At 32.0% G+C, this 26,579-nt stretch carries 31 protein-coding genes; 1 reads left to right on the top strand and 30 read right to left on the bottom strand.

All coding sequences use genetic code 11. The features are described 5' to 3' along the window. Positions 1-63: 63 nt before the first annotated feature. The 17 genes from QO263_RS11935 to QO263_RS11855 all read right to left on the bottom strand — a co-directional run bounded on the left by QO263_RS11935 (position 64) and on the right by QO263_RS11855 (position 16,646). On the bottom strand, positions 64-441 hold the full coding sequence (locus QO263_RS11935; protein WP_285629292.1) for a TIGR02530 family flagellar biosynthesis protein: 378 nt from the start codon (positions 439-441) through the stop codon (positions 64-66). 1 nt (position 442) lies between these two features. Beyond that, positions 443-874 (bottom strand): flagellar hook capping FlgD N-terminal domain-containing protein, encoded by a 432-nt coding sequence (locus QO263_RS11930; RefSeq protein ID WP_285621674.1) that lies wholly within the window; start codon positions 872-874, stop codon positions 443-445. Positions 875-885: 11 nt separating this feature from the next. Then, positions 886-2,358, bottom strand: coding sequence for a flagellar hook-length control protein FliK (locus QO263_RS11925; RefSeq protein WP_285621673.1), 1,473 nt, complete (start codon positions 2,356-2,358; stop codon positions 886-888). Positions 2,359-2,387: 29 nt separating this feature from the next. After that, entirely contained in the window at positions 2,388-3,611 is a 1,224-nt protein-coding gene (locus QO263_RS11920; protein ID WP_285621671.1) for a MotE family protein, read from the bottom strand. 12 nt (positions 3,612-3,623) lie between these two features. Next, positions 3,624-4,061, bottom strand: a complete 438-nt coding sequence (gene fliJ, locus QO263_RS11915; protein WP_285621669.1) for a flagellar export protein FliJ — start codon at positions 4,059-4,061, stop codon at positions 3,624-3,626. A gap of 21 nt (positions 4,062-4,082) precedes the next feature. After that, positions 4,083-5,411 (bottom strand): flagellar protein export ATPase FliI, encoded by a 1,329-nt coding sequence (gene fliI / locus QO263_RS11910; protein WP_285621667.1) that lies wholly within the window; start codon positions 5,409-5,411, stop codon positions 4,083-4,085. A gap of 5 nt (positions 5,412-5,416) precedes the next feature. Next, positions 5,417-6,148, bottom strand: coding sequence for a FliH/SctL family protein (locus tag QO263_RS11905; RefSeq protein ID WP_285621664.1), 732 nt, complete (start codon positions 6,146-6,148; stop codon positions 5,417-5,419). Continuing rightward, positions 6,141-7,148 carry a flagellar motor switch protein FliG gene (gene fliG / locus QO263_RS11900; protein ID WP_285621663.1) on the bottom strand — a complete coding sequence of 336 codons (1,008 nt, stop codon included), beginning with the start codon at positions 7,146-7,148 and terminating at the stop codon, positions 6,141-6,143. The genes QO263_RS11905 and fliG overlap by 8 nt, the downstream gene beginning before the upstream one ends. A 10-nt stretch (positions 7,149-7,158) precedes the next feature. Next, the gene (fliF, locus tag QO263_RS11895; protein WP_285621661.1) at positions 7,159-8,703 is read right to left on the bottom strand and encodes a flagellar basal-body MS-ring/collar protein FliF; all 1,545 of its coding nucleotides are present in this window, start codon (positions 8,701-8,703) and stop codon (positions 7,159-7,161) included. Positions 8,704-8,733: 30 nt separating this feature from the next. Beyond that, complete coding sequence (gene fliE, locus QO263_RS11890; RefSeq protein WP_285621658.1) at positions 8,734-9,027, bottom strand: flagellar hook-basal body complex protein FliE; 294 nt, start codon at positions 9,025-9,027, stop codon at positions 8,734-8,736. 12 nt (positions 9,028-9,039) lie between these two features. After that, complete coding sequence (flgC, locus tag QO263_RS11885; RefSeq protein WP_285621654.1) at positions 9,040-9,480, bottom strand: flagellar basal body rod protein FlgC; 441 nt, start codon at positions 9,478-9,480, stop codon at positions 9,040-9,042. A 2-nt stretch (positions 9,481-9,482) separates the two neighbouring features. Further along, positions 9,483-9,887: a flagellar basal body rod protein FlgB gene (gene flgB, locus QO263_RS11880; protein WP_285621651.1), complete on the bottom strand. Its 405-nt coding sequence runs from the start codon at positions 9,885-9,887 to the stop codon at positions 9,483-9,485. 286 nt (positions 9,888-10,173) lie between these two features. Next, on the bottom strand, positions 10,174-10,959 hold the full coding sequence (gene codY / locus QO263_RS11875; protein ID WP_285621648.1) for a GTP-sensing pleiotropic transcriptional regulator CodY: 786 nt from the start codon (positions 10,957-10,959) through the stop codon (positions 10,174-10,176). A gap of 157 nt (positions 10,960-11,116) precedes the next feature. After that, on the bottom strand, positions 11,117-13,189 hold the full coding sequence (gene topA / locus QO263_RS11870) for a type I DNA topoisomerase (RefSeq protein WP_285621647.1): 2,073 nt from the start codon (positions 13,187-13,189) through the stop codon (positions 11,117-11,119). 72 nt (positions 13,190-13,261) lie between these two features. Beyond that, positions 13,262-14,356, bottom strand: coding sequence for a DNA-processing protein DprA (gene dprA, locus QO263_RS11865; RefSeq protein WP_285621644.1), 1,095 nt, complete (start codon positions 14,354-14,356; stop codon positions 13,262-13,264). A 28-nt stretch (positions 14,357-14,384) separates the two neighbouring features. Then, positions 14,385-15,932 (bottom strand): YifB family Mg chelatase-like AAA ATPase, encoded by a 1,548-nt coding sequence (locus tag QO263_RS11860; RefSeq protein ID WP_285629290.1) that lies wholly within the window; start codon positions 15,930-15,932, stop codon positions 14,385-14,387. Between the two features lie 192 nt (positions 15,933-16,124). Next, the gene (locus QO263_RS11855; protein ID WP_285621641.1) at positions 16,125-16,646 is read right to left on the bottom strand and encodes a peptidylprolyl isomerase; all 522 of its coding nucleotides are present in this window, start codon (positions 16,644-16,646) and stop codon (positions 16,125-16,127) included. Positions 16,647-16,875: 229 nt separating this feature from the next. Here QO263_RS11855 and QO263_RS11850 point away from each other — a divergent pair, with 229 nt between their 5' ends. Next, entirely contained in the window at positions 16,876-17,289 is a 414-nt protein-coding gene (locus QO263_RS11850) for a putative ABC transporter permease (protein ID WP_285621635.1), read from the top strand. 15 nt (positions 17,290-17,304) lie between these two features. Here the strand turns inward: QO263_RS11850 and QO263_RS11845 are convergent, their stop codons facing one another. The 13 genes from QO263_RS11845 to ftsY form a co-directional block, all read right to left on the bottom strand. Further along, positions 17,305-17,661: a YraN family protein gene (locus QO263_RS11845; RefSeq protein ID WP_285621633.1), complete on the bottom strand. Its 357-nt coding sequence runs from the start codon at positions 17,659-17,661 to the stop codon at positions 17,305-17,307. Beyond that, positions 17,654-17,938 (bottom strand): EscU/YscU/HrcU family type III secretion system export apparatus switch protein, encoded by a 285-nt coding sequence (locus QO263_RS11840; RefSeq protein WP_285621631.1) that lies wholly within the window; start codon positions 17,936-17,938, stop codon positions 17,654-17,656. Before QO263_RS11840 ends, QO263_RS11845 begins: the two co-directional genes overlap by 8 nt. A gap of 5 nt (positions 17,939-17,943) precedes the next feature. Next, on the bottom strand, positions 17,944-19,428 hold the full coding sequence (locus QO263_RS11835) for a DUF6240 domain-containing protein (protein WP_285621627.1): 1,485 nt from the start codon (positions 19,426-19,428) through the stop codon (positions 17,944-17,946). 22 nt (positions 19,429-19,450) lie between these two features. Beyond that, positions 19,451-20,083: a ribonuclease HII gene (gene rnhB / locus QO263_RS11830; protein ID WP_285621624.1), complete on the bottom strand. Its 633-nt coding sequence runs from the start codon at positions 20,081-20,083 to the stop codon at positions 19,451-19,453. A gap of 74 nt (positions 20,084-20,157) precedes the next feature. After that, a complete protein-coding gene (ylqF, locus tag QO263_RS11825; protein WP_285621621.1) occupies positions 20,158-21,021 on the bottom strand; it encodes a ribosome biogenesis GTPase YlqF in 864 nt (287 codons plus the stop codon). An 87-nt stretch (positions 21,022-21,108) separates the two neighbouring features. Then, positions 21,109-21,456: a 50S ribosomal protein L19 gene (gene rplS / locus QO263_RS11820; protein WP_285621618.1), complete on the bottom strand. Its 348-nt coding sequence runs from the start codon at positions 21,454-21,456 to the stop codon at positions 21,109-21,111. 92 nt (positions 21,457-21,548) lie between these two features. Continuing rightward, complete coding sequence (trmD, locus tag QO263_RS11815) at positions 21,549-22,310, bottom strand: tRNA (guanosine(37)-N1)-methyltransferase TrmD (protein ID WP_285621615.1); 762 nt, start codon at positions 22,308-22,310, stop codon at positions 21,549-21,551. Next, entirely contained in the window at positions 22,307-22,822 is a 516-nt protein-coding gene (rimM, locus tag QO263_RS11810; protein WP_285621612.1) for a ribosome maturation factor RimM, read from the bottom strand. The genes trmD and rimM overlap by 4 nt, the downstream gene beginning before the upstream one ends. Before the next feature lie 258 nt (positions 22,823-23,080). Beyond that, complete coding sequence (locus tag QO263_RS11805) at positions 23,081-23,311, bottom strand: KH domain-containing protein (RefSeq protein ID WP_285621611.1); 231 nt, start codon at positions 23,309-23,311, stop codon at positions 23,081-23,083. Positions 23,312-23,333: 22 nt separating this feature from the next. Beyond that, complete coding sequence (gene rpsP, locus QO263_RS11800) at positions 23,334-23,606, bottom strand: 30S ribosomal protein S16 (protein ID WP_285621607.1); 273 nt, start codon at positions 23,604-23,606, stop codon at positions 23,334-23,336. Positions 23,607-23,638: 32 nt separating this feature from the next. Next, positions 23,639-24,976: a signal recognition particle protein gene (ffh, locus tag QO263_RS11795; RefSeq protein WP_285621605.1), complete on the bottom strand. Its 1,338-nt coding sequence runs from the start codon at positions 24,974-24,976 to the stop codon at positions 23,639-23,641. Further along, a complete protein-coding gene (gene ylxM / locus QO263_RS11790; protein WP_285621603.1) occupies positions 24,976-25,356 on the bottom strand; it encodes a YlxM family DNA-binding protein in 381 nt (126 codons plus the stop codon). The genes ffh and ylxM overlap by 1 nt, the downstream gene beginning before the upstream one ends. Before the next feature lie 81 nt (positions 25,357-25,437). Continuing rightward, positions 25,438-26,397, bottom strand: coding sequence for a signal recognition particle-docking protein FtsY (ftsY, locus tag QO263_RS11785; RefSeq protein WP_352169738.1), 960 nt, complete (start codon positions 26,395-26,397; stop codon positions 25,438-25,440). Positions 26,398-26,579: the final 182 nt, after the last annotated feature.

The following is a 26,579-nucleotide window of genomic DNA, read 5'->3' as shown; positions in this document are numbered from 1 at the left end:
CCTTTTAGGCTACTATATGTCCTCTATCAGTTAGACATAAATAACTTCCTTAAAAAGGTCCAGTTATATTATTATAGCCCCATCTATATTGGTAAATATGTTGTTTTTTAGTTGTTCCTTATTTACAGAAGTAACGATAGTTTTGTTTTTAATGCTTGCAATAAATGCTTTATCGTCCATTAATATCAACGCTTCCTTAACTCCCTTTTTTGAAGCTTTATCAATAGCTTCTTCAATCCTCGTCATTTCCATATTGTCTAGGCTAATATCTCTGACCTGCATTCTTTCTACTGCATGCTTGGAAAACTTAATGCTTTGCTTTTGTTCCTCTATTTTAAGTAATTCATCAAAGCTGCTTTTAGGAACATCTCGACGAATCTGTTGTGCCTGTCCTAATTTATTGTTATTAAGAATTTTAAAACTAATATTTTGTATATCCATTTTATTCAACCTTATCATCTCCTGGTGTTTCCTCTGGCGTCTCTTCTGGAGTTTCTTCTGGTTTTTCTATGGGTTCTCCCGTATATGCTTCTATAGCTTTCCTAATATTCATCAGCTCTTTAATAATTTGAACACTTCCAAGAACTTGATTTTCATTCATCTTATCTAGTAAATCCAATGTTTGCTCTTGAGAAGATAACATATTCTTGTTAATCTCTTGCATTTGTTCCAATGTGCTAAACTGTGCCATCTGAGCTATAAACTCTTTATCTTCCATAGGATTTAAAGGGTCTTGGTTTCTGAGCTGTGTTATCAATAGCTTTAAGAAGGCATCTTTTCCAAGCATTCCATTATTATTCGTTTCTTCTGCTTCCTTTGCCGTATTGCCAAATTTATGCCATATAAGCTTGTCATCTACATTGTTTACATCCATCATCTCACCACCTATACAATTAAATCAATATTCCCTTCTGCTGAATATAAGCCTCCAATTACTTGTTCTATTTCCTCTTGATACGCTGAATTTATAGAAGCTTTATCAATGCTTGGTTTTTTAGCTCTAAGTTTCTGTTCTTGTTTCCATGCCTGAGAATTCTTTTTGTCAAATCCTGAATCTTTGCCAACTGAAACATCCAATGCTTCAAAATTAATCCCAAGCTCCTTCATGTTTTCCTTAAGATTATCTAAGTTAGACTCTATTAACTGCTTGACATTATAGTTTTCTACATAAGCTTTAGCTGTAATTACACCTTTTTCTGATAGCAGTTTTAAGGATACTTCTCCTAAAAAGTCAGGCTTAAGCTTAATTCTAATCTCATCTTTATTGTCCATGTCTATTTTCACTTTTTCTACTATTTGTTCAAAAATACTTTCCTTATTAAATGCCGCTGTTTTTTCATTAGTAATAGTCTTTAATCCATTACCTAGATCTTTTCCATGATAGTTAAGATTGTTATCATTGAATTGTGAAAAGACACCTTCATCTCTTGGTTCAATAATTCTTTGCGTATCTAGTTCTTCTATAAATTCTACCTTTTCTTCATTTCCAGAGCCTTTTTCATTATTTGCATTCTGTAGAGTAACAACTTTTTCATCAAAATCAGTCTTGATTATTGTATCAGTATCCTGTTCAATGCTTTGGTCTTCTTCGCTATGGTAGGTATTAAGAATAAAGTTGCTAGCTTTAAATTCTTTACTTATATTCTTTTCTAATTCTATAGTCTCATCTGTAAAAAGTGTAGCTTCCTTTTCCTCTTTATTAATTTGATTTAATTCAAAGTCAAAGTTTAATGTAATATCACCATCTAGCTCGTGTAAATTATTAGTTTCATTTGATTTAGTCAAAGCTTCAGGATTTTGTTGCGTATGTGTAGTAGTCATATCATCAACTACATCTGGATTAACTACTAGTTCCATGGAGGTTGTTGCATTAAGCATTTGCTCCTCAGTTACTTCACTAGATAACTCATTTAAATCTAGGGTCTTATCTAGATCAACTGTACCTAACATAAATGAAGCTAGATAATCATAAGTATTGTTTGAATCATCAGTAACATTTTCTTCATTAACTTCTTCTAAATTAGAATGTTCTTTATCACTATTCATTACCTTAGTGGAGTCAGCATTTTTACTTTGATTATTGCGATTATCTACAGAAGAATCATTAACTTTAGCTTGTTCTTTAGTTGTATTTTCTGGAGCCTGTGCTTTTTTCACATTATAATTTTGATTACTTACAGGACTTGTCCGAAAATTATTTCTCGTGTTTGATTTTGAATAATTGGAAGCTTCTTTCTTACTATTAAGAATACTTTCAAAGGCCCCATTTTTCTTCATTTCGTTTGTTCTTGCTTGATTACCTTTTCCATTATTAACATCTGCTTTAGAAATGAACATAAAAAAATCATTTGTTATCATTTTTTCACCCCCTTTCAAATAAGAATATTCTATTGAATTGCAAGCTCTCTGGTAATTTCAGCTGCTTTATCCGGATCCATAATGCTTAGAATTTGAGATATCTTTTGCTTTTTCATATTCTTCAATACATCCATAATTATTGAAGAATCAGATATAGTATAAATTGGATTCTCATCAATTTCAAATACTGTCACACTATTTTTGTTTGCCATCATTTTTTCTACAATTTTCACTATATCAGCAGCTTCCATTTTTTCATATAGTGCTACTAACTCAGATATTTTTTTATCATATTGCTTTTTAAAATTAATAGTCTCCATTATCTTTACAGCTCTTGACTCATCTTCTCCAACTAGGTCTTCCATTGTCTCTATCTTTGAAATAAGTTCATTAATAAAGCTATCGTCTGAGTCTAATAAAATACCTGCTGCCTTCTTTATACTAAGGTTCATATAAATTATTGATAAATCTTCAATTTTATATGTATTACTATTGCCGATCTCAGAAAAAGCCTTTTCAGTATCCATTGCCTCATATACTTCAGATTTCTTTATTAATTCTTCTTCTTTTTTCCCTTTTTTAAGCAAAAGTGTAGTAATTTCTTTTCTTTTTTTTGTTTCAATATTGGTCATTATTTGGCTCTGAATATCAGGTTGTATGTAATAGAGAATATCAACAGCAATATTTTCCTTCATATTTTCAAATATTTTTCCAAGATCTTCTTTGCCGCCATTTTTTTCAATCATCATCTCGACTTCTTTTATAGCCAAGCTCAGCTCTAAGCCTTCTAGTCTTTTTAGTTCTTCACCTAAGGCTACTTTTTGCTCCTCTTTTATTTCTTCATATAAGGTATGAAGTAAATCTTTTCGAAGCTCAATATTTCTGACCGAGCTGATAATGTTTTTTGTCTTAGCTGGTGATTTTTGATTCATTTTTTTTATAATATTATTAAATAATTCTTCATTTGACTTTTTAATAATATACAGCTTGTCAGCAGAATTTTCTTCATTCATTGAAAGATAGTAGTTTGCAAGAAAAAGCTCTTTTTCTGCTTTTTCGTTTTCTGTAGGATATTTACTAAAATATTCGCCAACTACGCCGGGAGTATTTCTAAAATATTCATTAGCACTTTTTTTAAAATTATCGTTCATAGCATATACTAATGCAAAAACTACTATAGGTACTAATATAAAAACTAAGGCAAATATTAGTATGACTTTAAATATTTCTTTGCTCTTTTTTTCTTTAGGCATTTTTGTCCCCCACTATTTCATACTGCTTTGATAGCTTACAACCTGATCTATGATTTTCTCTTCTTTCTTTTTCATATCATATAAATGATTATCAAAATCTCTATTTTTTAAATTCTCAAGTGTTTTCTTATCTATGGAAGAATTAATAAGTTTATTTCTAGCCAATTCAACTTTGTTTTGAGCTTTTTCTACTATTTCTTTTTGATTGATTAGCTTTTCTTTTACATTTTTCAAATATAAGTTGTAATTTTTTAAATCATTTATTGTAGCACTTGAAGCCATTTTATCTCTTTCACAACCAATACTTTCTTTATGAGATAAGATTTCTTCAAATAAAACAATCTCATCGTCAAGATTTCTTTTTGCTTTTCCATACTCAGTTTTATTGATATCTTCAATTTTTTCTCTGTATTCTAATACCTTGTCTAATCTAAAAACAAACTTTCCCATAATATCAACTCCTTGATAATGCTAGTTCGTATTAGAATTATTTATAATAATTTCTAACATTTCAGTTATTTGTTCAAATGAATAACTTGAGTCTTTATCTTGCTTTAAAAAGCCATTAATTTGGTCAATTATTTTTATTGCTCTGTCTATTTTAGGATTAGTGCCTAGCTTATAAGCGCCAATGTTAATTAAATCCTCTGCCTCTCTGTAGGTTGCTAATATATCTTTAATTTCATTTGACATATCTATATGTTCTTTAGAGCAAATACTAGGCATTACTCTACTGACACTCTGTAGTATATCAATTGCAGGGTAGTGGTTTTGATTCGCTAGCTTTCTAGTGAGAACAATATGCCCATCTAGTATACCTCTCACGGCATCTGTAATTGGTTCATTTAAATCATCACCATCAACCAGAACTGTGTAAAGACCAGTAATGCTGCCAACAGAAGATGTGCCTGCTCTTTCTAAGAGCTTAGGCAATACAGAAAAAACTGATGGTGTAAATCCACGGGTAACTGGCGGCTCGCCAATAGCTAGTCCTATTTCCCGCTGGGCCATGGCGAATCTTGTCAAAGAATCCATCATTAGCATTACATTCTTACCTTTATCACGGAAATATTCAGCAATTGCAGTAGTCAATAATGCTCCTTTCATCCTAACTAGAGCTGGTTGGTCTGAAGTAGCTACTACTACTACAGAGTTTCTTAATCCTTCTTCTCCTAGATCATTTTCAATAAATTCTCTAACCTCTCTACCTCTTTCACCTATTAGTCCTATAACGTTTATATCTGATTTTGCATTTCTCGCAATCATACCCATCAGAGTGCTTTTCCCCACACCGCTTCCTGCGAATATTCCTATTCTTTGCCCCTTTCCGCAGGTCAGCAATCCGTCAATTGATTTGACTCCTAATGGTATGACATCAGTAATCCTTGTCCTTTGAAGAGGATTAGGAGGCATATTTGAAACAGGGTACTGCTTAATAGTTACAATAGGTTCTTTGCCATCCATAGGACTTCCTAATCCGTCTAAAATTCTTCCTATTAATTCTTCCCCCACACTTACTTGTAAGGAATGGCCACTAGCAATTACCTTACTTCCTGGACCAATCCCCTCCATATCACCAAATGGCATCAACAGAATCTTGTCTTCCTTAAATCCTACTACCTCTGCCATGATAGGACTGCTCGAATTAAAAGGCTTTATATAGCATAGTTCGCCAATATTTGATTGGGGACCCTTTGATTCTATAGTTAGGCCAGTTACTTTTGTAATCTCGCCATTGTATTTAATAAATTCTGCACCCTTTATTACATCTAAGTATTTTTGAATATTAATAGTATGCATGATTATCACTCGCTATTAAGTAAAGTAGTTAAAAGCTTTTTCATTTCTTCTATTTGCATATCTACGCTTACATCAACATTACCCTTTGAGCCTTCTATTATACATCCACCTCTTGATAATGTAGAGTCTATACGCACTTGGATATCTTCAACTAGATTTGCCATAGCTAATATTCTCTGTTTAGACATCTCAACAACATCATAATCCTCTTTGGAAACCTTAATTAATAAGTTTTCTTTTACATTTAAACTGTCTATTCCTTTTAATACTATCGAAATTATAGTTTCTTCATCATCTATTAGTTTTTTATGTATTATTTTTTCACACAAAGACATCGTCATATTGATGACATCTTTTTCTATATTTGAAAGAACTATTTCTCTTTCTCTTAAATAGCTTTTCTTAATCTCATTGGCTTCTTCAATTAGCTCATCAGAAACCTTCTTTCCTTCATTGTATCCCTTCTCGAATCCTTCTTTATACCCATCTTCTTTAGCAGCATCGCATATATTTTTTGCATGTAAGTGGGTATCTTCAAGAACCTTTTCAGCATCCTTCCTTGCGTTTAAAACTAGGTTTTCAGCCTCAATCCTTGCATCTTCAATGATTATATTTGCCGTTAACTCTGCTTCTGCAATTTTATCAGCTAATTCTGCTTCCCTATTTTCCTGCTCACAGTTTTTGTGAACAGGTGGACTTACAATTCTTACTTGAGAAGATTTGATAATATTAGACAACTACATCGTCTCCTCCCCTTGGTGTTACTATTTCACCTTCTTCTTCTAGTTTTCTTATTGTATTAACAATGCTTTGTTGAGCTTCTTCAATATCTTTAATTCGAATTGGACCCATAAATTCCATATCCTCTTTAATCATCTCAACCAAACGCTTAGACATGTTGTTGAAGATAACATCCTTGACTTCATCACTAGCAGACTTAAGAGCAACAGCCCACCTGCTATTGTCGATTTCCCTAACAAATCTTTGAATAGACCTGCTGTCAAGAGTTACTATATCTTCAAATACAAACATTCTCTTTCTTATTTCCTCGGACAATTCTGCATCCTTAATATCAAGTTCTTCCATTATGTATTTTTCTGTACCTCTATCAACAGAATTCAATATAGATACAATTGTAGATATTCCTCCAGCAGTAGTATAATCTTGAGAAACAAGTGTAGAAAATTTACTTTCAATCACACGTTCAATTTCCTTTATTACTTCAGGCGAAGTTCTATCCATCACTGCAATTCTTCTAGCTACATCCGCTTGCTTGTCTACAGATAATTTTGCTAATATTTGCGCAGCTTGATGCGGCCTTAGATAGGCTAATATTAAAGCAATTGTTTGAGGATGCTCATTTTGTATGTAGTTCAGTATCTGGTTAGGATCCGCCTTTCTAACAAACTCAAAAGGTCTAACCTGAAGCGATGCTGTTAATCTATTAATAACATCAACAGCTTTTTGTGAGCCTAATGCTCTTTCTAAGACATCTTTTGCATAGTTAATACCACCTTCAGATATGTACTCCTGCGCTAAGCATAGTTGATAAAAACTATCTAAAACACTCTCTTTTTCTTCAGGTGAAACAACTCTCATGTTTGCTATCTCGAGGGTTAACTCTTCAATTTCTTCATCACTTAAATGTTTAAAAATTTCTGCTGATTTTTGAGGACCTAGAGTTATTAAAAGAATTGCTGCCTTTTCTTTCCCCTTCACAGATTGTTTTCTAGACATAATTTCACCTCTAATCTTCATTCAACCAAGTTCTTAAAAGTTGTGCCACTGCATCAGGTTTCTTGTCAACAAAATTATTAATCTGTTCTTTTACTTTAGATTTCTCTGAATCAAAATCAATGTCTTCAATAATAGCCATTTCGTTTGCTCTTTGTTCAATCATCTCATTGATGTCAATTTCCTCGTTCTTTCTTCTTTTAAACACTACTATTGTTATGATGGCTGATCCACCTGCTATAGCAAGTCCAAAAATCAAGTATTTAAGCCAAGACATAGTGCTATCTTTTACATCACTTTCAAGCCCTTCCTGAGCTGAAAGTCCATCATTAAATTTCATAGCACTAACTTCAACTTGTTTTGTATCAAGACCTGTTGCGGCATATATAAGGTTTGAAATTTCTTTTCTCAGTTCATCATTAAGTCCATCTTCAGGCAAAGAATCCTTGTTTAGTATTATGGCAACAGTAATTGATTCAACTTGTCCAGGTGCTTTTCTTATTTGCTTGTTTATTTCATTTAACTCAAAATTAATAGTTTCACTAGCTTTATTATATTTTGAATTTTCTCCAGTCACTTGAGCATAATCAGTAATATCATCTACATTAGAATCTACACCAGGTATACCACCATCCAGCATGTTTTCCATTTGCTCTTCAAGTCTTTCCATGCTTCGTGCTAAGCCTTCCTCCATACCTTCAACAGGAGGATTAAACTCTTGAATGCTTGTCATTTCTGTATCAAAGTTTACCTTAACTCCAGACCTTACTACAACATTTCCATATCCAAATACACTTTCAAGAAAATCCTTTATACTCTTATTAATCCTTTCCTGTAAGCCTTGTTGAAGATTAAGCTGTTCGGTTAAATCAAAGTCCTCTTGATTTTCATTTGTAATTGTTAAAATTTTTCCCGAATCATCAACAACAGAGACATCTTCAGGATCCATTCCTACTGCCCTTGCTATATGATCCTGTATTCCTCGTACTTGGTTTGAAGTCAATGTTCTTCCCTTAGATAGAGTAATAAATACAGAAGCAGAAGGCTTTTCATCATTGTTTAATACAAAACTAGTGTCCTCAGGTATGTTCAAAAAAACAGACGCTTCTTCTACTCCATCGATTTTTTCTAAATCCATGGCTAAATCATTGGCACGTCCATAATTTGCTCTCTGTTTTTTATCAAATTCAGTCATCGTCCAGCTTGAATCATTTAAGGCATCCTCCATGCTATATCTTCCTTTAGGTATACCTTCTGTGGCCAGTTCCATTTTTGCCTTACTTACCATCTTTTGCGGCACCAATATGGTAGTTCCATTATTTTCGTCCTTCCAAGGAATATTCAATTCCTCAAGCTTCTTTGTAACTGTTCCTGCCTCTTTTGGATTTAAGCCACTAAAAAGAACATCATATTTGGTTCTGGTCATAAAAAAAATCAAAGCTGTAACGCTAAATACTAATACTACACTTCCTACTACTAACTTAATTTTTTTCTTTTTTTCGAGGTTGTTCCAAAACTCGTTTAATTGCCTTATCATTTGCTGTATGGATTCTCCCACCATATCACCTCATTTCTTACCGCATATGTATTAGACTTGCATTCTCATAATTTCTTTATAGGCATCAACCACTTTATTTCTAATGGCAAGAGTCATCTGAAATGCAACCTTGGCTTTTTCTGCTGCTATTGGAACGTCATGAATATTATCAATTTCTCCTAAAGCTAACAACTTTGTATAGTTTTCTGAGTTGATTTGTAATTCATTAACTTCATCCAAGGCATTTTTTAAAAAATCACTAAATGTAGTAGCTTCTGTAGCATTTTTTTCGATGGCGTTACTATTACTCTTCGTAAATAAATTATTTATATTTTCAACTTTCATAATTTTCCTCCATTATCGTCCTATTTCTAAAGCTTTTAGGGCCATATTCTTAGCTGAGTTTATTGCACTCATATTAGCTTCATAGGCTCTAGTAGCAGAAATCATGTCCACCATTTCAGTAGTTATATCAACATTTGGCATTTGTACATAACCATTATTATCTGCATCAGGGTGACCAGGTTCATATATTTGCTTAAATGGGGTTTTGTCTTCAACTATTTCACTTACTTTTACACCTTTAGCCTTCTGGAGCTCATTACTGAACTCTGATAAATATGCTGAAAAAGGTGAGGCTTCGTTTTGCTTAAATACAACCATTTGTCTTCTATAAGGCATTCCACTGCTAGTTCTAGTTACACTAGCATTTGCAATGTTCTTGGAAATTATCTCCATTCTTGTTCTTTCAGCCGTCATACCCGTTGCGCTAATATCTATAGAATTAAACATTTTCATAATTATCTCCCCCCTTCATTGATAACAGAATTAATTGTCTCAAATTGCCTAGATAATTGTCTGCTAATAGCATTATGGTAGATTTCATTCTTAGCTCTTTCAGCTACTTCAATATCTATGTTCACACTATTACCATCTCTTCTTACTGCAATATTATTTTGCTCCTTAATTGCCAAATCTAAATTGCTAATAGAAGTCCCCCCTATGTGTCTGCTATTAGTAGTAGACAGCCTTAATTTGTTTTTTTCTAATTCATCTTTTAAAAGATTTTCAAAATCTACTGTTTTTCTCTTATAGCCAGGTGTATTCACATTAGCTATATTGTCTGATATAGCAGTATGTCTTAAAATAGAACCATCAAGAGCTATTTTAAGAAAGTCTACTGAGTTAAAAATTCCATTTATCATATACATCACCTTTCAAAGATAGTTTATTATAGAATTCGATAATTTTCTACTATAATTTCTATTTTAATACTTATTACCTAATATTTATGCTGTTTTTTATGGTTTTAAAATGGTTTTAAACATAATGAATGTATATTCTATTTTTATTTTGCTTTTCCTGCTATTTCATGTAAATATTTATCGAATTTTAAGTTTTGGTACCTTGGGCCTAAAAGCAACATGTCCATAATTATTTTAGATTTATGCTAAAAAATTGAAGCAAAATAAAAAAAGCCGATAGAAACTATCAACTTTCTTTTAACTTATTAAGCTCATCTAGCAGCTTATCATTTAATATTTTGATATGTGTTCCTTTCATGCCTAGTGACCTAGATTCAATCACTCCAGCACTTTCAAACTTTCTCAGGGCATTTACTATTACTGACCTAGTAATGCCTACCCTATCTGCAATCTTGCTGGCAACTAACAAGCCTTCGTTTCCATCTAATTCATTAAATATATGTTCTATAGCCTCTAGCTCTGAGTATGAAAGTGTACCTATGGCCATTTGAACCACTGCTTTTTTCCTTGCTTCTTCTTCTATTTCTTCGTTTTTGGATCTAAGTATTTCCATTCCTACAATGGTAGCACTGTATTCAGATAAAACTAAGTCATCTTCTGAAAACTCTCTCCCGAATCTTGCTAATACTAATGTTCCTAATCTTGTCCCTCCACTTATTAATGGAATTACAGTTGTGATTTTATCTTGATAATCACATTTTGAAACTTGGTCAAATACACATTCTGATATTTCTCTAATATTTTCCTTAGTTTCAATTATCCTTAATAAATCACTATTATATTCTTCTGGAAATCGCTTTTCTTCTACTACCTCACTATGAAGTATTCCGCATTCAAAGCCTTCATGCAGTGCAAATCCTAATACCCTTCCTTTTCTACTTGCAATATAGACATTTGCAGCTAATATATCAGATAGCAATCTACTAATCTCAGTGAAAGAAACAGGTTTATATCCCGTGTTTTGCAAAATTTTGTTTAATCTTCTAGCTTTAATCAACAAGCTTTCACCCATTTAAATCCTCCTTATGAAATTTTCCCTTATTTCTAATAAAGGCTTTTCCCTTATTTATCATACTAAACAAAGCAATAAAGATGTTATCATACTTTTCGAAATATTACAACATATTTAATTTTCTACTATATAGTATAACCATATATACATTTATTTTTTATTCTTCAACAAAATCACATTCCGAGTTAATGCATTTTTTTTCGGTTCCTTTTCTAGACTTCTTTTCTACCAAAATACTTTTACACTTTGGACATTTCTCATTAAGTGGTTTATCCCAGGAAACAAAATTACAATCTGGGTATTTGCTACATCCATAAAATTTTCTTCCTCTCTTAGATGTCCTCTCAACTATGTCTCCACCACATTTAGGGCATTTAACTCCTATTTCCTGTGTAATAGGCTTGGTATTTTTACATTCTGGATATCCAGGACAGGCTAAGAACTTTCCATACCTACCCATTTTTATAACCATATTTCTACCACATTTGTCACATATTACATCTGTTTCTTCATCTTGTATTTCAATTTTACTTATTTCTCTTTCAGCTATCTCCAATTCTTTCGAAAAATCTCTATAGAAAAATTCAATTACTTTTTTCCAGTCAGTGCTTTCTTCTTCGATTTGATCCAGTTGCTTCTCCATTTCGGCAGTAAATTCTTCATTAACTATCCCTTTAAAGTATTCCCTTAGTAAATCTGTAACTACTATGCCCAACTCAGTCGGTTTAAAAACCTTTTTCTCTAGTATCACATATCCTCTACTTAATATTGTGCTTATAGTAGGAGCATAGGTACTAGGCCTACCAATCCCTAATTCTTCTAAAGCTTTTACTAATGAAGCCTCCGTATATCTTGGGGGAGGTTGGGTAAAATGCTGTTGAGGTTCCAAATCTTTAAGTGCTAATTTTTCTCCTGGCTCTAGCTCTGGCAATAAAACATCTTTTTCATCCTCAGAAGAATTATATACCTTTAAAAATCCCTCAAAGATAATTTTAGATCCTGTAACTTTAAATACATAGTTCCCAGCATAAATCTTAATAGTAAGAGTCTCATACAGTGCTGGTCCCATTTGACTTGCCACATAGCGTTCCCAAATAAGCTGATAGAGTTTATATTGATCCTTCTTTAAAGAATCTTTTACCATACTTGGTGTCCTAGTAACAGATGTAGGTCTAATAGCCTCATGCGCATCTTGAATTTCTTTTTTCTTTTTCGTGTTATTTTTATTAGTAGTTCCTAAGTATTTCTCACCATATTCATCTATTATATACTCTTTAACACTTTTTAACGCTTCTTCAGAAATTCTCGTAGAGTCAGTTCTTATATATGAAATAAGTCCTACTGTTCCTTCACCCTTTATGTCAACACCCTCATATAATTGCTGGGCTATCATCATGGTTTTTTTTGTAGAAAAACCGATGCGTTTTGATGCCTCTTGTTGTAAGCTACTAGTAGTAAAAGGAGGATTAGGATTTCTGCTTTTCTTCCCCTTCTTTACATCTTGAACAATAAATCCCTTGTTTTTTACGGCAGATATTACTTCGTCTACCTGTTCCTTTGTATTTAATTCAATTTTTAATTCTTTATTATCTTTAATCTCTCCATAAAAGCCAGCTTTGATTTTATTTTTATTCTTCAACAAAATAGCATCTAATGACCAGTACTCTTTAGGTATAAATTTTTCTATGTCTTCCTCACGGTCACAAATTAGCTTAGTAGCAACAGACTGTACTCTCCCTGCACTAAGACCTTTCTTTACTTTTTTCCAAAGTAAAGGACTTATTTTGTATCCCACTAGCCTATCTAATACTCTCCTCGCTTGTTGAGCATCTACTAATGATTTATTTATTGCCCTTGGATTTTTAATTGCATTTTGAATAGCACTCTTAGTGATCTCATGAAATTCTATCCTACTTTTATTGGTTTCATCTAAATCTAATATATTGGATAAGTGCCATGATATAGCTTCTCCCTCTCTATCAGGGTCTGTTGCTAAAAATACTTTTCTTGCTTTTTTAGCTTCATTCTTTAATTCCTTTATTACTGGTCCTTTTCCTCTAATGGTAATGTATTCTGGCTCGAAATTATTATCTATATCAATCCCAAGCTTACTTTTAGGTAAGTCCCTAATATGTCCAACAGAGGCTTTGACCTCATAATTTTTTCCTAAAAATTTCGATATAGTTTTAGCTTTTGCAGGTGATTCAACTATAACTAAATCCTTTGCCAAGACTTCCACCTCCGAAAATATGATGACGTGTGTAATTATATCAAAAAAGTTAACATAAATCTATGTTTTCCATTATCTAATGGTATATATTCTCCCTGGAAGCTGTTTAACAGCTCCCTTCATCTCAAGTATTGTGAGAAGGCTGGTTAGCTCAACAACACTAATACCTGTCTTATACGCTATTAAGTCACAATGTATAGGTCTTTCTGAAATGCATTTTATTACATTAATTTCATCTTCACTAAATTGATTATAGTCCAATTCATTTTTTTTATAAAGTTTTGTATATTTTTCTACTAAGCATGGAATTTCTTCTATAATATCTTCAACTGACATGACCAGTTTAGCTCCATCCTTAATTAGAAGATTAGTTCCTCTGCTAAAAATACTATTTATATTGCCCGGTATTGCAAATACATCCTTACCCTGTTCCATAGCATGGTGAGCTGTTATCAATGAACCACTTTTTTCAGCAGCTTCTACAACCACTACTCCTAAGGATAGTCCACTAATAATTCTATTTCTTTGTGGAAAATTATATGGCAAGGGTTGAGTGCCTAAGGGAAATTCAGAAATAATACAACCATTATCTTGTATTCTATCATATAATTCTCTGTTTGAGCTTGGATAAACCACGTCAACTCCACATCCCAAAACAGCAATTGTTCTCGTTTTACTATTTAGTGCACTGACATGCACCTGAGTATCTATCCCTTTAGCCATTCCACTTATTAGCACAATTCCTAAGCTAGCAAGTTCACTAGAAATTTTTTCTGCTACCCACTTTCCATATGATGTAGATTTTCTAGAACCAACAATGGCGATAGAAGTTTCATCTTCTGGAAGCAGTTGACCCTTTAAATATAAAACCTTGGGACTGTCATTTATATATCTAAGACTTTGAGGATAATCCTCGTCATAATATGTTATTAATTTTACATTAAAGTCATCTATCTTTTTATATAAGTTTTCGTAATATACATCATTTCTATTCTTAATAATTTCATGTCTTATTTTTTCATTTATTTCATTCATAGATAAGATATCATTATCACTTGTACTCCAAAGACATGATAAATCACCTAATTTTTTTTCTAATAAATCAATTGCTTTATTGCTGATTCCTTCAATACTTGAAAGCCATATTAATATATCTCTATTATTCATATTAGCCCATCCTTAAACATTCTCTTGTTTACCAGTACTTTCTATCCAAATTTCTATATTGAATAGCCTCTGCTAAATGATTATATTGAATTTCTTCCTTACCCTCTAAATCTGCAATTGTTCTTGCAACCTTTAATACTTTATTATATGCCCTAGCACTTAATCCAAGCTTATCAAAGGCTTCCTTTATAAGTTTCTTGCTTCTTGAATCTAGTTTACAATACTTGTTGATATTTTTTGTAGTTAATTGTGAGTTAGAAAAAATATTATCATTTTTATACCTCTCTACTTGCAGCTTCCTTGCTTTATTAACCCTTTCTCTGATTTCCTTTGAAGTTTCTACGTTAGAGCTGTTTTCTCCTAAATCATTGTAGGAAACAGGAGTTACTTCAATATGAATATCCATACGATCTAAAAGAGGTCCACTAATTTTACCTAAATATCTATCAATGTTTTTCTGACTACAGCTGCATTGATGAATTGGATCACCATAATAGCCGCATGGACATGGATTCATACTTGCCACTAACATAAACTTTGTTGGGTATGTTAAGGTAGCATTTACTCGGGAAATAGTAACTATTCCATCCTCCATTGGTTGTCTTAGAACCTCTATAACACTTTTCGAAAACTCAGGTAATTCATCTAAAAATAAAATACCATGATGCGCCAATGATATTTCCCCAGGCTTAGGTATTCTTCCCCCTCCAATTAACGAAATAGCTGAGGTCGTATGATGAGGTGATCTAAAGGGCCTAGTACTTATAAACGATTTATTATCTAGTAATCCAGCAATACTATATATTTTGGTTATTTCTAAGGATTCTTCAAATGTAAGTTTGGGTAATATTGATGGCAGTCTCCTTGCTGCCATAGTCTTTCCCGAGCCAGGAGGGCCAAGAATGAGTACATTATGATGTCCAGCAGCTGCTACTTCCATTGCCCTTTTCAAAGCATATTGACCTTTAATATCAGCAAAATCATCATAATAATTTTCTTCCTCATCATCTATAAGGTAATCTGATGATGTATAGGGCTCTATAGCTAATTCTCCATTTAAAAACAAAACCAATTCTTCTATATTTTTTACAGGAATAATATCGATATTTTTAACTACACTACATTCGTCTCTATTATCAAATGGAATAATAACTCTTTTTAGTCCTTGCTCCATTAAAGAAATAGTTATTGGAAGAGCCCCATCTACTCTGCTTATGTTACCATCTAAGGATAGCTCACCGATGAAACAGGTATCCTCAAAGCCATGTTTAACAACCTCCATAGAAGTAAGTATTCCAACAGCTATAGATAAATCTATCTGTGAGCCCTCTTTTCTGGTGTTAGCAGGTGCAAGATTTACAGTAATTCTACTTAGGGGAAATTCAAATCCACTATTTTTTATTGCAGTCCTCACTCTTTCTTTTGATTCTTTAATTGAAGCATCTGGCAGCCCTACTATATTGAACATTGGGAGGCCACGTGATATATCAGTCTCCACCTCTACAATAGACCCGTCTAATCCTTGCAAAACACAGGTTTTTATTTTAGATAGCATATGACTTTTCTCCTTTTTTATCTGATTATAGGTAAAAAAATAATTTAGTCATAATAATTGTCATATTTTAGTTTATTCTATAATTATGAATAATTCAATATTAAGTTCGTTATTCCTTTAAATTTTCTGAAAATTTGTTATATAAAGCATGATTAGCAATAATTATTTCAAGGATTCAAATAAAAAACTGCCATTTATAAGGCAGTTTTCCATCTAAATCCTTTCCACATCACCATAATCAGTTCCAAAAGTATCAACTGTTACTTTTTTTATTCTTTGATCTTCTAAGGGTTTATCGCTATAGTCTCTTTTAACATTTACAATTCTATCAACTTCTTCCAAGCCCTCAATAGCTTTTCCAAAAGCAGCATATTCACCGTCTAAATGAGATGCTTTTTCAACCATAATAAAAAATTGTGAACCTGCAGAATCAGGCATCATTGATCTGGCCATAGAAATAACTCCTCTTTCATGCTTTAAGTTGTTTTCAAAGCCATTGCTTTTGAATTCTCCCTTTATTGAATAGCCAGGACCGCCAGTTCCATTTCCATGTGGACAGCCTCCTTGTATCATAAAACCAGGAATTACTCTGTGAAAAATAAGACCATCATAATAGCCTTTATTAACCAATGAGATGAAATTTCTTACAGTATTTTGTGCAATCTCTGGATACAACTCCACTTTTATGTTCTTTCCATTCTCCATTTCAATAGTTACTATAGGTTTGTTGCTCATCTTAATCCTCCCCTGCTATTTATAATATTAAAATACTGCTCTAATGCAGCATATATTATTATATAATGTTTCCACGAATTTTAAAACATATAATATCAATTTCCCAATGATATTCCTTGGGCAATAGTCACATAATGACATTTTCTTTTTAAACCTAATGATTTTTTGTTACTTTATACCACTACATGTCTAAAAGCATAAATAAAAATATATAGAACATAATATTATTATGTTAACTCACTTTGTTATATACGGATTATTAGGAATGTTAATGGAGGTATTTTGGACTGGTATGCATTCTTTGCTATCAGGAAATTTAAATTTAATAAGCAAAACAAGCATCTGGATGTTTTTTATATATGGTTCAGCAGTATTCTTAGAGCCTATACATGACAAAATAAGGAGGAATAATATATTCATTAGAGGAATAACGTGGGTATTTTTAATATATACGATTGAATTTCTCAGTGGTTTTCTGCTTGAACAGTTAATAGGTTCATGTCCATGGGATTATAAAAGCTCAACTACGTATACACTAAGAGGATATATACGGTTTGATTATTTTCCTGCTTGGTTTATTGTAGGTCTAATTTTTGAAAAGGCACATGATTTTTTAGACAAAAAATTCATAGGGTTAACTTAGTAATGACCCTATGAATTATGCCCAAAAAGCATTTTGAATGTGATTGATTTTTTTATTTTCTTTTAAAAATACTTCAATAATATCAAATCTATACTGACAATTAGTTAGTCCTTTAAATTTTATATAATTTTCTGCCACTCTAATAATTTTCTGCTGCTTTCTATAGTCAACTGATTCATATGGAAAACCATATTTATTGCTACTTCTCGCCTTTACTTCAACAAAAATTATAATCTGATTTTTTTGAGCAATAATATCTATCTCGCCAGCCTTAACTCTGAAATTCCTTTCTAGTACTTTGTAATCATTTTCTAATAAATATCTTTCTGCTATATCTTCTCCAATAATGCCAATATTTCTTGTACTATTCATGACTATCTTCCCTTTCTTTATCAAGCCTATAAATAAAAGAAAGCACTTCTGCAACTGCTGTATACAGTTCCTCTGGTATTTCTTCAGCAATTTCTAGCTTTATTAGATTGTCAGCTAATACTTTATCTTCAATAATATTTATTCCTTCTTCAATGCCTTTTTCAATAATGTTATCTGCAACTAATCCTTTTCCTTTTGCTATTACATAGGGTGCCTCTTTTTTATTCCCATCATATTTTATGGCTACTGCTACTTTTCTATCATTTTCCTTATACAATATTATCACACCCTAATATTTAGATTATAGTTTAAAAATAAATCTTCATCTATGAACATGCTTAGTAAATCACTTTCTTTATCTTCCTTAAAATTAATCTCGATATTTTGGTATCCTAGATTTACTAAAGATTTTCTTAAGTGCTTAAGTTCTCTAGTGAAATAGGAAACAAACTCTTTTTCTACTATAAAATCTAATCTTATCTCTTCATAATTAATATTACATAATATATCTACCTTTCTTAAATTTTTAGTATTTAAAGATATATAAAAAACATAGCTATTTTTCTTGAGCTTATTTTTCTTTTTCAATATAGTTATATGACTATTATCTTTTTCTTCATTAAATTCAATAGGTATGTTAACAAAGGAATAATATGAGTTTATCTTATTATGTAGCTCTATACTTTGAAAAAAGTCATCTAGCTTAATATTCAGCTCTTTAATGATATTTTTTTTATTTATAATAGAGGATTTTATTTGCTCCGATAAGTCATTTATTTCATTTAAAAATAATTTCACATTTTCCTTGTTGAAATTATTCTCATAGTTAACCTTTAAGGGCTTGAAATTTATTTTATTAAATAAATCAATATTCTCACTTGAAAAGATATTATCACTTCTGCTATGATTCTTCAAGTAGCTAAATAGTTCAAATAGAGGCTTTGTTATTCCCTCTTCTTTATTCAATAAGTTAGTCAATATTTCAATATTTTCTATAGATATTTCAAGGTCTAAATTCATTAGGAAAACGAGTTTATTTATGATATCAGTTGATGTATTATGCTCAGGAAAAATAGATTCTAGCTTTGAATACACAATCTCAGTAACGTCAATAAATTTCATATTTCCTGTGCTATTATTTTGAACTACTATATTCGTCAAGTCTGAAAAGCTATTATGTGAAGCTTCACTGTTATAGCTATGTCTAATAATGTCAGCACTAGAGTCCACTTTAATGAGTTTCATAATATTTTCATTTAGTGGAGATCTGCCAGAATTAAATGTAATTATTTTATCCTCCCTCTGTACATTTTTAAGATTATTAATTTTATCTAAATTTTTTATGACTTTAGTAACATTCTCCTGTGTCAATGGAATTTTAAAACTAAGCATTGTTCTGACAATTTGTACATTTTCTTTATTCTTTGGCAGATTGTAATCATCAAGTACTTTGTTAATAAAAAGCTCTACTTTATTTTCAGCATCTCCGTTTTCTATATTAGGAATGAGTAGGCTTCCCTCATCAATTGGTAATAAAAATATCTTATTATCTTGAACGCTTTTGATCAGAAAAGTTAATAAACTATTCTTCATATTTTCTAGATCTATATTAGTTTTTGCATCTAGAATTTCTCCATTTTCTAGGACTATAGTAATGTCATCACCATTTATTTCTGCTACTTTTGCCCTAATAAATAGCCCCTCTTTTAAAGGCTTATTGTTGTTAATTGATAATTTTTCATTTAAATAAGCATTTGTTACTTTCACATTAAACCACCAACATTCCTTATTATTTTCGGGCGCCAATAATCTTTTTTAAAAAACTCTCTCTATGTATTAAGCATGGTCCATATTTTTTTATTGCATCTATATGTACTTTAGTTCCATATCCTTTATGCTTTTCAAAACTATAATCTGGATATTTTTTTGCCCATTCTCCACATTTTCTGTCCCTATATACCTTAGCTATTATAGAGGCTGCTGCTATGCCGTGACACTTTTCATCACCTTTAATTATACTTTTTTGAGGTATGTCAATGGCTAACTTTTCTGCATCAATCAAAACAAAATCTGGAGTTACTGGGTTCCCATCTTTATCTTTAAGAGCTTCTATTGCTTTTTTCATAGCTATCAATGTGCATTCTTTTATATTGAGCTCATCAATTGTTTTAGGATCAACACTACCTATGCCTATGGCAACAGCATTTTCAGTTATTACATCATAAAGAGTCTCCCTTTTCTTAGGAGTAAGCTTTTTAGAATCCTTAACACCTTCAATTAATAATTCCATAGGAAGTATAATTGCACAGGCTACAACATCACCTGCTAAACAACCCCTCCCAACTTCATCTATGCATGCAATATTTCTATATCCTTTATCCCATAATTCTCGTTCAAATTCTAGCATATTATTTGCCCCCAATTTATTTTTATCTGTAATAATTTCTAATTATATATTTATAGAATTAAAGCCCTCCTATATATAATATCGGAAGGCTAATCATAATTCTTTATATCTTCTGGATATTCTAATGTAATCTGACCTATCAGACCCCTTCTAAATTCATCTAGTATAAGATGACTTGCTCTGGTGTAATCAATTTCCTCTTTCTTTAAAAGGCAGCCTCTTTTAAAGGCAATTTTCTCCATAATTTCAATAGGTTCATCGTTTTCTATCTTTATATTATATCTATTCTCTAAAAGACCTTGTTCTTTATCTCTAAGCCTCTCAATCAATTTGAGGGCAAGAGTTTCTATGTCCATTATTTCATCTTTAATAGCGCCAGTAAAAGCTAGGTTTAGTGCTACATTTTTGTCATCAAATTTGGGCCATAGTATTCCTGGGGTATCTAATAGCTCAATATTACCTTTTAACTTTATCCATTGCTTTCCTTTAGTTACTCCAGGCCTATTGCCAGTCTGTGCACCCTTTCTTCCAGCCAAAGAATTAATCAGCGTTGATTTCCCCACATTAGGAATACCTACAATCATAGCCCTAATAGACGTGTTTCTAATTCCTTTTTGTTCTCTTAGCTGCAGCTTTTCTTCCACAGCTCTATTGGCTTCATTTATAATATTGCCTATGCCTATATTGCTTATTGAATTAGCCAATACAACAGGCTGAGCTTTTGATTTATAGTATCTAATCCACTTATAGTTTGCTTTCTCATTACTGAGGTCACTTTTATTCATAATAACTATTCTGGGCTTGTTGCTGATTAACTTATCAATGTCGGGATTTTTACTACTGTATGGAATTCTAGAATCTAATAGTTCTATTACTAAATCCACCAGCTTTAAATTATTACTTATTAAATCTTTTGTTTTTTTCATATGCCCAGGATACCAATTAATATTCATTTTATCACCAACCCTTAATTAGCTAGTCACACCCTAGTTATTTACTCCTTAAAATAAACATTGGGACTGTAGCCAGTCCCAAATTTATTAATAATCTGTTTTCTCTTTTACTTTTGCTGATTTACCTTGTCTTTCTCTTAAGTAGTTAAGCTTAGCTCTTCTTACCTTACCTTTTCTTACTACAACAAGTTTTTCAATCTTTGGTGTGTGTAGAGGGAAAGTTCTTTCTACTCCTACTCCATAAGAAATTCTTCTTACTGTAAAAGTTTCTCCTAATCCTCCACCTTGTCTTTTAAGTACAGTTCCTTCAAAGACTTGGATTCTTTCTCTGTTACCTTCCTTAATTCTATAGTGTACTTGTACAGTATCTCCTACGTTAAAGTCAATAACCTCATTATTGATTTGTTCTTGCTCAAGCATTTTAATAATATCCATTGTATTACCTCCCTTCCTCCTAGACGTTCTTGCCTATATGCAGAGGACCGCCCATTTTCCACAAATGTCATTATAACATATATAAAATAATATTACAACTTATTTTTAGCCTTGATTTTTTCGCAATTACTATCTTTTTTAATAATATCCTCTAGCATCTTTTGTTCATTTTTATCTAATTCTATATTCGCAAGTAAATCTGGCCTTCTCTCATAAGTTATCTTTAGTGATTGATATTTTCTCCATTGGTTAATCTTTTCATGATTACCTGATAAAAGAACCTCAGGAACCTCAATACCGTTAAATATTCTTGGCCTAGTATAATGAGGATATTCCAAAAGTCCATTAAAATAAGATTCGTCCATATAGGATTCTTGATTATTTAATACTCCTGGTAATAATCTTATAATAGAATCTATTACAGCCATTGCAGCAATCTCTCCACCAGTTAAAACATAATCACCTATGGATATCTCATCATCAATATAGTTCTCTATTACTCTATTATCTATTCCCTCATAATGTCCGCATAAAAGAACAATATGCTCCTCTAAGGATAATTTGTTTGCAATTTCTTGATTATAGGTTCTCCCCTTTGGACTAAGACAAATAATTCTACTTTTTTCGCTTTTTACTGAATTAATTGCATTATAAATTGGTTCAGGTCCCATAACCATACCAGGCCCTCCACCAAAAGGATAATCGTCTACTCTCCTATGCTTATCTTTAGAAAAATCTCTGATATCTATACAATTAATTCTTGCAATGTTGCTATTTACTGCTCTTCCAACAATACTAGCATCTAGGAAGTTAAAAAACATTTCAGGAAACAACGTAAGTACATCTATTCTCATTCTATCAATCCTTCAATGGGCTCTATAATCATTTTTTTATCTTCTATATTAATATATTTAACAACATCTTTTATAGCTGGTATTAAATATTCCTTTTCAACATTACTGATTATGTCCTTTCCTTTGACTACATAAACATCATTGCTTCCAGGCTGTAAAATGTCAACTATCTCTCCTAGTTCTCTTCCATCGGAGCAAAAAACCTTAATTCCAACTATCTGATAAATAAAATATGAATCTTCTGGTAATTCTATGGCATCTTTTTCCTCAATAACGATATATTTGTCCTTATATTTTAAAACATCATTAATGTCATCATGTCCTCTGAATTTTAGCATCACAAATCCCTTGCTGTACCAAACCTTTTCTATTTTAATGCGGCTTTTATCATCTTCAATATATACTGATTCTAATTTTTCAAATCTATTAATATTATCTGTTAGAGGTAATACTTTAACATCGCCTTTTATACCATGTGTATTAACTATCTTACCTACCCGAATATATTCCATACGTACACCTGCCATTTTAATTAAATATATTCTATAATATGGATTGTCTATTGCGTTTGACCTACCAGCAATTTCCCGAAAAAAGCGTTCGGAAAATTGGGTTAGGTCATTTTCCGCAGTCTCGCAACTCAAATTTATTTGCTCGCTATCGCTCTCATAAATTTGGTGCTCGTTGCGTTTGACCTACCAACAATTTCCCGAAAAAAGCGTTCGGAAAATTGGGTTAGGTCATAAAAAGGGATTAGCTAATCTAATCCCTTATTGTATGATTTCTACTACTACTCTTTTATTTTCCTTGATTGCTGCAGCTTTTACTAAAGTTCTCATAGCTTTTGCTATTCTGCCTTGTTTGCCTATAACTTTTCCCATATCTTCTGGGGCTACCTTTAACTCAATGATAATTGATTGAGTACCTTCTATTTCGTTTACTATAACTTCATCTGGATTATCAACAAGTGCCTTTGCAAGTATTTCAACTAATTCTCTCATCTATTTCACCCCCTGAAAGCAATTATTCGGCTTTTTTTGTAGCTTCATATTTTTCTAAAACTCCATTGTTTTTAAATAAATAACTAACTGTGTCAGTTGGTTTTGCACCATTATTTAACCATTTTATTGCTTTTTCATCATCAATTACAACTTCCTTTGGTTCTGATACAGGATTATAGTGTCCAATTTCCTCAATAATTCTACCATCTCTTGGTGAACGAGAATCTGCTACTACAATTCTGTAGAAAGGTTTTTTCTTAGAACCCATTCTTGTTAGTCTGATTTTTACTGCCATTTTTTCACCTCCTTTAAAAATTATGAATTATTTTAAAAAGGTAACCCAAATTTTCCTTTCTTCTTCATGGTCTTTTCCATTCCAGAAAATTTCTTAAGCATTTTTTTAGTTTCACTAAACTGCTTAAGGAGTTTGTTTACCTCTTGAATGCTGGTTCCACTTCCCTTGGCAATTCTTTTCCTTCTACTGCCGTCAATAATGACTGGATTCATTCTTTCATCTTTAGTCATTGATTGAATAATTGCCTCTATATGAACTAATTCTTTTTCATCTACATTGAGATTTTTTAACTGTTTGGAATTCACACCTGGTATCATCTCTAATATTTGATTCATTGGTCCCATGTTTTTCATCTGTTGAAGCTGATCTAAAAAATCTTCAAAAGTAAATTGCTGACTACGTAATTTTTTCTCAAGCTCTAATGCCTTTTTTTCATCAAAGCTTGCTTGAGCTTTTTCAATTAGGCTTAACATGTCACCCATGCCTAATATTCTAGATGCCATCCTATCAGGATAAAAAGTCTCTAGTTGATCTAATTTCTCTCCCATACCAACGAACTTAATTGGTTTATTAGTTACTGTTCTAATAGAAAGAGCAGCTCCTCCTCTTGCATCACCATCGAGTTTTGTCAATACTACTCCAGTAATTCCTAGTGACTCGTCAAATGATTGTGCCACCGTTACAGCATCTTGACCAGTCATTGCATCAACTACTAATAATATTTCACTAGGTTTAACCTGACTCTTTATATTCTCTAACTCTTCCATTAGCTCCTCATCAATATGAAGTCTACCAGCAGTATCTATTATAATAAGATCATTTCCATTTTTCTTTCCATGCTCAATTGAAGCCTTTGCTATATTAACTGGGTTTTGCTTATCACCCATAGTAAAGACTGGAATGCCAACTTTTTCTCCAACAACCTCCAGCTGTTTAATGGCAGCAGGTCTATAGACATCACATGCTACAAGTAAAGGTCTTCTGCCTTTTTTCTTTAATAAAGCACCTAATTTACCAGAAGTAGTAGTTTTACCTGCTCCTTGAAGACCGCACATCATTATAACTGTAGGCGGAGTACTTGAAAATTCAATTTTACTTTCTTTTTCACCCATCAATTTTGTCAATTCTTCATTTACTATTTTAATCACTTGTTGTCCAGGTGTTAAACTTTCCATGACTTCATGACCTATAGATCTTTCCTTAACTGCATTCACAAAATTTTTAACCACTTTGAAGTTAACATCGGCTTCTAAAAGAGCCAGCTTTACTTCTCTCATAGCGTTATCTACGTCTTTTTCAGAAAGTTTTCCTTTTCCTTTAAGCTTACCTAAAGCATTTTGTAGCTTTTCAGCTAAACCTTCAAAAACCATCACTTAACCTCCTGACCGATTTCTAATATCTCTACAGCAATATCTTTTATCCTTTTTATATGTTCTCCTGCATGAATAAAATCTTTGTCATCAAGTGATTTTATTATTCCATCCGCATTCTCTAAAATGTATTTTACTTTAATCTTGTTATCTGAAAACTTTTTAACTAAGCCTAATTTCTCTTCATAGGCAAAAAGCTTGCTTTCAGAACGCTTTAGTAAATCGTGTACTCCTTGTCTACTTATACCAAGAAGTTCTCCAATCTCACTTAATGACAGGTCGTATATATAATAAAATTCAATAGCTGAATATTGTTTATCATTTAATAACTTACCATAAAAATCAAAAAGTAATCCAATTTCAAAAATTTTCTCAAACATATGATCACCATTATTAGTTTTAGTGTAAAGCTATTTGCTTGACAGTGTTATTCTATATCATAATATACTCTTTGTCAACATCTATTCTTCAAAAATTGCTTCTACAAAGTTTACTGGGTCAAAATCTTGTAAATCTGCTATTTTTTCCCCTACACCAACTAATTTAACTGGTACATTTAGTTCTGACTGCACTGCTAAAACTACTCCTCCTTTAGCAGTTCCATCAAGCTTAGTTAATACAATTCCAGTTATATCGCATGCTTCTTTAAATACTTTTGCTTGAGAAACAGCATTTTGCCCTGTAGTAGCATCTACTACAAGCAATACTTCTTTTTTTGCTTCTGGGTATTCTCTTTCTACAACCCTGAATATTTTACTGAGCTCGTTCATCAGATTCTTTTTATTGTGTAGTCTTCCAGCTGTATCACAAATCAACACATCAGTTTTTCTAGCTTTTGCAGCTTGGATTCCGTCAAAGATTACTGCTGCAGGATCTGAACCTTCTTGGTGAGAAATAATATCTACACCAGCTCTATTACCCCATTCTTGCAGCTGCTCTATGGCTGCAGCCCTAAATGTATCACCCGCTGCTATAAGGACTTTTTTGCCTTCTGATTTTAGTCTTGAAGATAGTTTTCCTATAGTTGTTGTTTTCCCAACTCCATTTACACCAACTACTAAAATAATTGCAGGTGAGGGCTCAATATCAAGCTTGTTCGTTTCACCCTTCATCAAAACATCTCTAAGCACTTCTTTTAGCAACTCTCTTACTTCAGATACTTCATTAACCTTTCTTTCTTTCACTCTATTTCTTAACTCTTCAATAATAGCCAATGATGTGTTAACACCAACATCTGCTGTAATCAAAACTTCTTCTAAGTCTTCAAAAAGCTCTTCCTCTACCTTTTTATAGGATTTTAAAATTATATCAACCTTTTCAGTGATTCCCTTCCTAGTTTTAGAAAGCCCACTTTTTAGTCTACCAAAAAAACCTAATTTTTCTGAATCTGATTTATCTTCAGTATCATTTTCTTCAGTAATTACATTTTTTTGATCTTCAAGATCATTTTTCTTCTCTGCTTCAGCTTCATCAATAGTTGTATCTACATTATAATTTTCTACATCCTCTTGAATATCCTCGCTAAACATTTCTTCTATCTCATCTTCATTTAACTCAAAATCTTCAGTAGATGTTTCATCGTACTGGCTATCTTTAGCATATA

Source organism: Proteiniborus sp. MB09-C3, from assembly GCF_030263895.1.
GTDB lineage: Bacteria > Bacillota > Clostridia > Tissierellales > Proteiniboraceae > Proteiniborus.
Note: the sequence above shows the minus strand (reverse complement) of the source record. Positions and strands in the feature narration are given on the sequence as shown.

What these genes read in the sequence shown, in the direction of transcription:
- QO263_RS11935 (WP_285629292.1), bottom strand. Translation starts at nt 441, where the DNA reads ATGGATATACAAAATATTAGTTTTAAAATTCTTAATAACAATAAATTA.
- QO263_RS11930 (WP_285621674.1), bottom strand. Translation starts at nt 874, where the DNA reads ATGGATGTAAACAATGTAGATGACAAGCTTATATGGCATAAATTTGGC.
- QO263_RS11925 (WP_285621673.1), bottom strand. Translation starts at nt 2,358, where the DNA reads ATGATAACAAATGATTTTTTTATGTTCATTTCTAAAGCAGATGTTAAT.
- QO263_RS11920 (WP_285621671.1), bottom strand. Translation starts at nt 3,611, where the DNA reads ATGCCTAAAGAAAAAAAGAGCAAAGAAATATTTAAAGTCATACTAATA.
- fliJ (WP_285621669.1), bottom strand. Translation starts at nt 4,061, where the DNA reads ATGGGAAAGTTTGTTTTTAGATTAGACAAGGTATTAGAATACAGAGAA.
- fliI (WP_285621667.1), bottom strand. Translation starts at nt 5,411, where the DNA reads ATGCATACTATTAATATTCAAAAATACTTAGATGTAATAAAGGGTGCA.
- fliG (WP_285621663.1), bottom strand. Translation starts at nt 7,148, where the DNA reads ATGTCTAGAAAACAATCTGTGAAGGGGAAAGAAAAGGCAGCAATTCTT.
- fliE (WP_285621658.1), bottom strand. Translation starts at nt 9,027, where the DNA reads ATGAAAGTTGAAAATATAAATAATTTATTTACGAAGAGTAATAGTAAC.
- flgC (WP_285621654.1), bottom strand. Translation starts at nt 9,480, where the DNA reads ATGAAAATGTTTAATTCTATAGATATTAGCGCAACGGGTATGACGGCT.
- flgB (WP_285621651.1), bottom strand. Translation starts at nt 9,887, where the DNA reads ATGATAAATGGAATTTTTAACTCAGTAGACTTTCTTAAAATAGCTCTT.
- codY (WP_285621648.1), bottom strand. Translation starts at nt 10,959, where the DNA reads ATGGGTGAAAGCTTGTTGATTAAAGCTAGAAGATTAAACAAAATTTTG.
- dprA (WP_285621644.1), bottom strand. Translation starts at nt 14,356, where the DNA reads ATGAATAATAGAGATATATTAATATGGCTTTCAAGTATTGAAGGAATC.
- QO263_RS11855 (WP_285621641.1), bottom strand. Translation starts at nt 16,646, where the DNA reads ATGAGCAACAAACCTATAGTAACTATTGAAATGGAGAATGGAAAGAAC.
- QO263_RS11850 (WP_285621635.1), top strand. Translation starts at nt 16,876, where the DNA reads ATGTTAACTCACTTTGTTATATACGGATTATTAGGAATGTTAATGGAG.
- QO263_RS11845 (WP_285621633.1), bottom strand. Translation starts at nt 17,661, where the DNA reads ATGAATAGTACAAGAAATATTGGCATTATTGGAGAAGATATAGCAGAA.
- ylqF (WP_285621621.1), bottom strand. Translation starts at nt 21,021, where the DNA reads ATGAATATTAATTGGTATCCTGGGCATATGAAAAAAACAAAAGATTTA.
- rplS (WP_285621618.1), bottom strand. Translation starts at nt 21,456, where the DNA reads ATGGATATTATTAAAATGCTTGAGCAAGAACAAATCAATAATGAGGTT.
- trmD (WP_285621615.1), bottom strand. Translation starts at nt 22,310, where the DNA reads ATGAGAATAGATGTACTTACGTTGTTTCCTGAAATGTTTTTTAACTTC.
- rimM (WP_285621612.1), bottom strand. Translation starts at nt 22,822, where the DNA reads ATGGAATATATTCGGGTAGGTAAGATAGTTAATACACATGGTATAAAA.
- QO263_RS11805 (WP_285621611.1), bottom strand. Translation starts at nt 23,311, where the DNA reads ATGAGAGAATTAGTTGAAATACTTGCAAAGGCACTTGTTGATAATCCA.
- rpsP (WP_285621607.1), bottom strand. Translation starts at nt 23,606, where the DNA reads ATGGCAGTAAAAATCAGACTAACAAGAATGGGTTCTAAGAAAAAACCT.
- ffh (WP_285621605.1), bottom strand. Translation starts at nt 24,976, where the DNA reads ATGGTTTTTGAAGGTTTAGCTGAAAAGCTACAAAATGCTTTAGGTAAG.
- ylxM (WP_285621603.1), bottom strand. Translation starts at nt 25,356, where the DNA reads ATGTTTGAGAAAATTTTTGAAATTGGATTACTTTTTGATTTTTATGGT.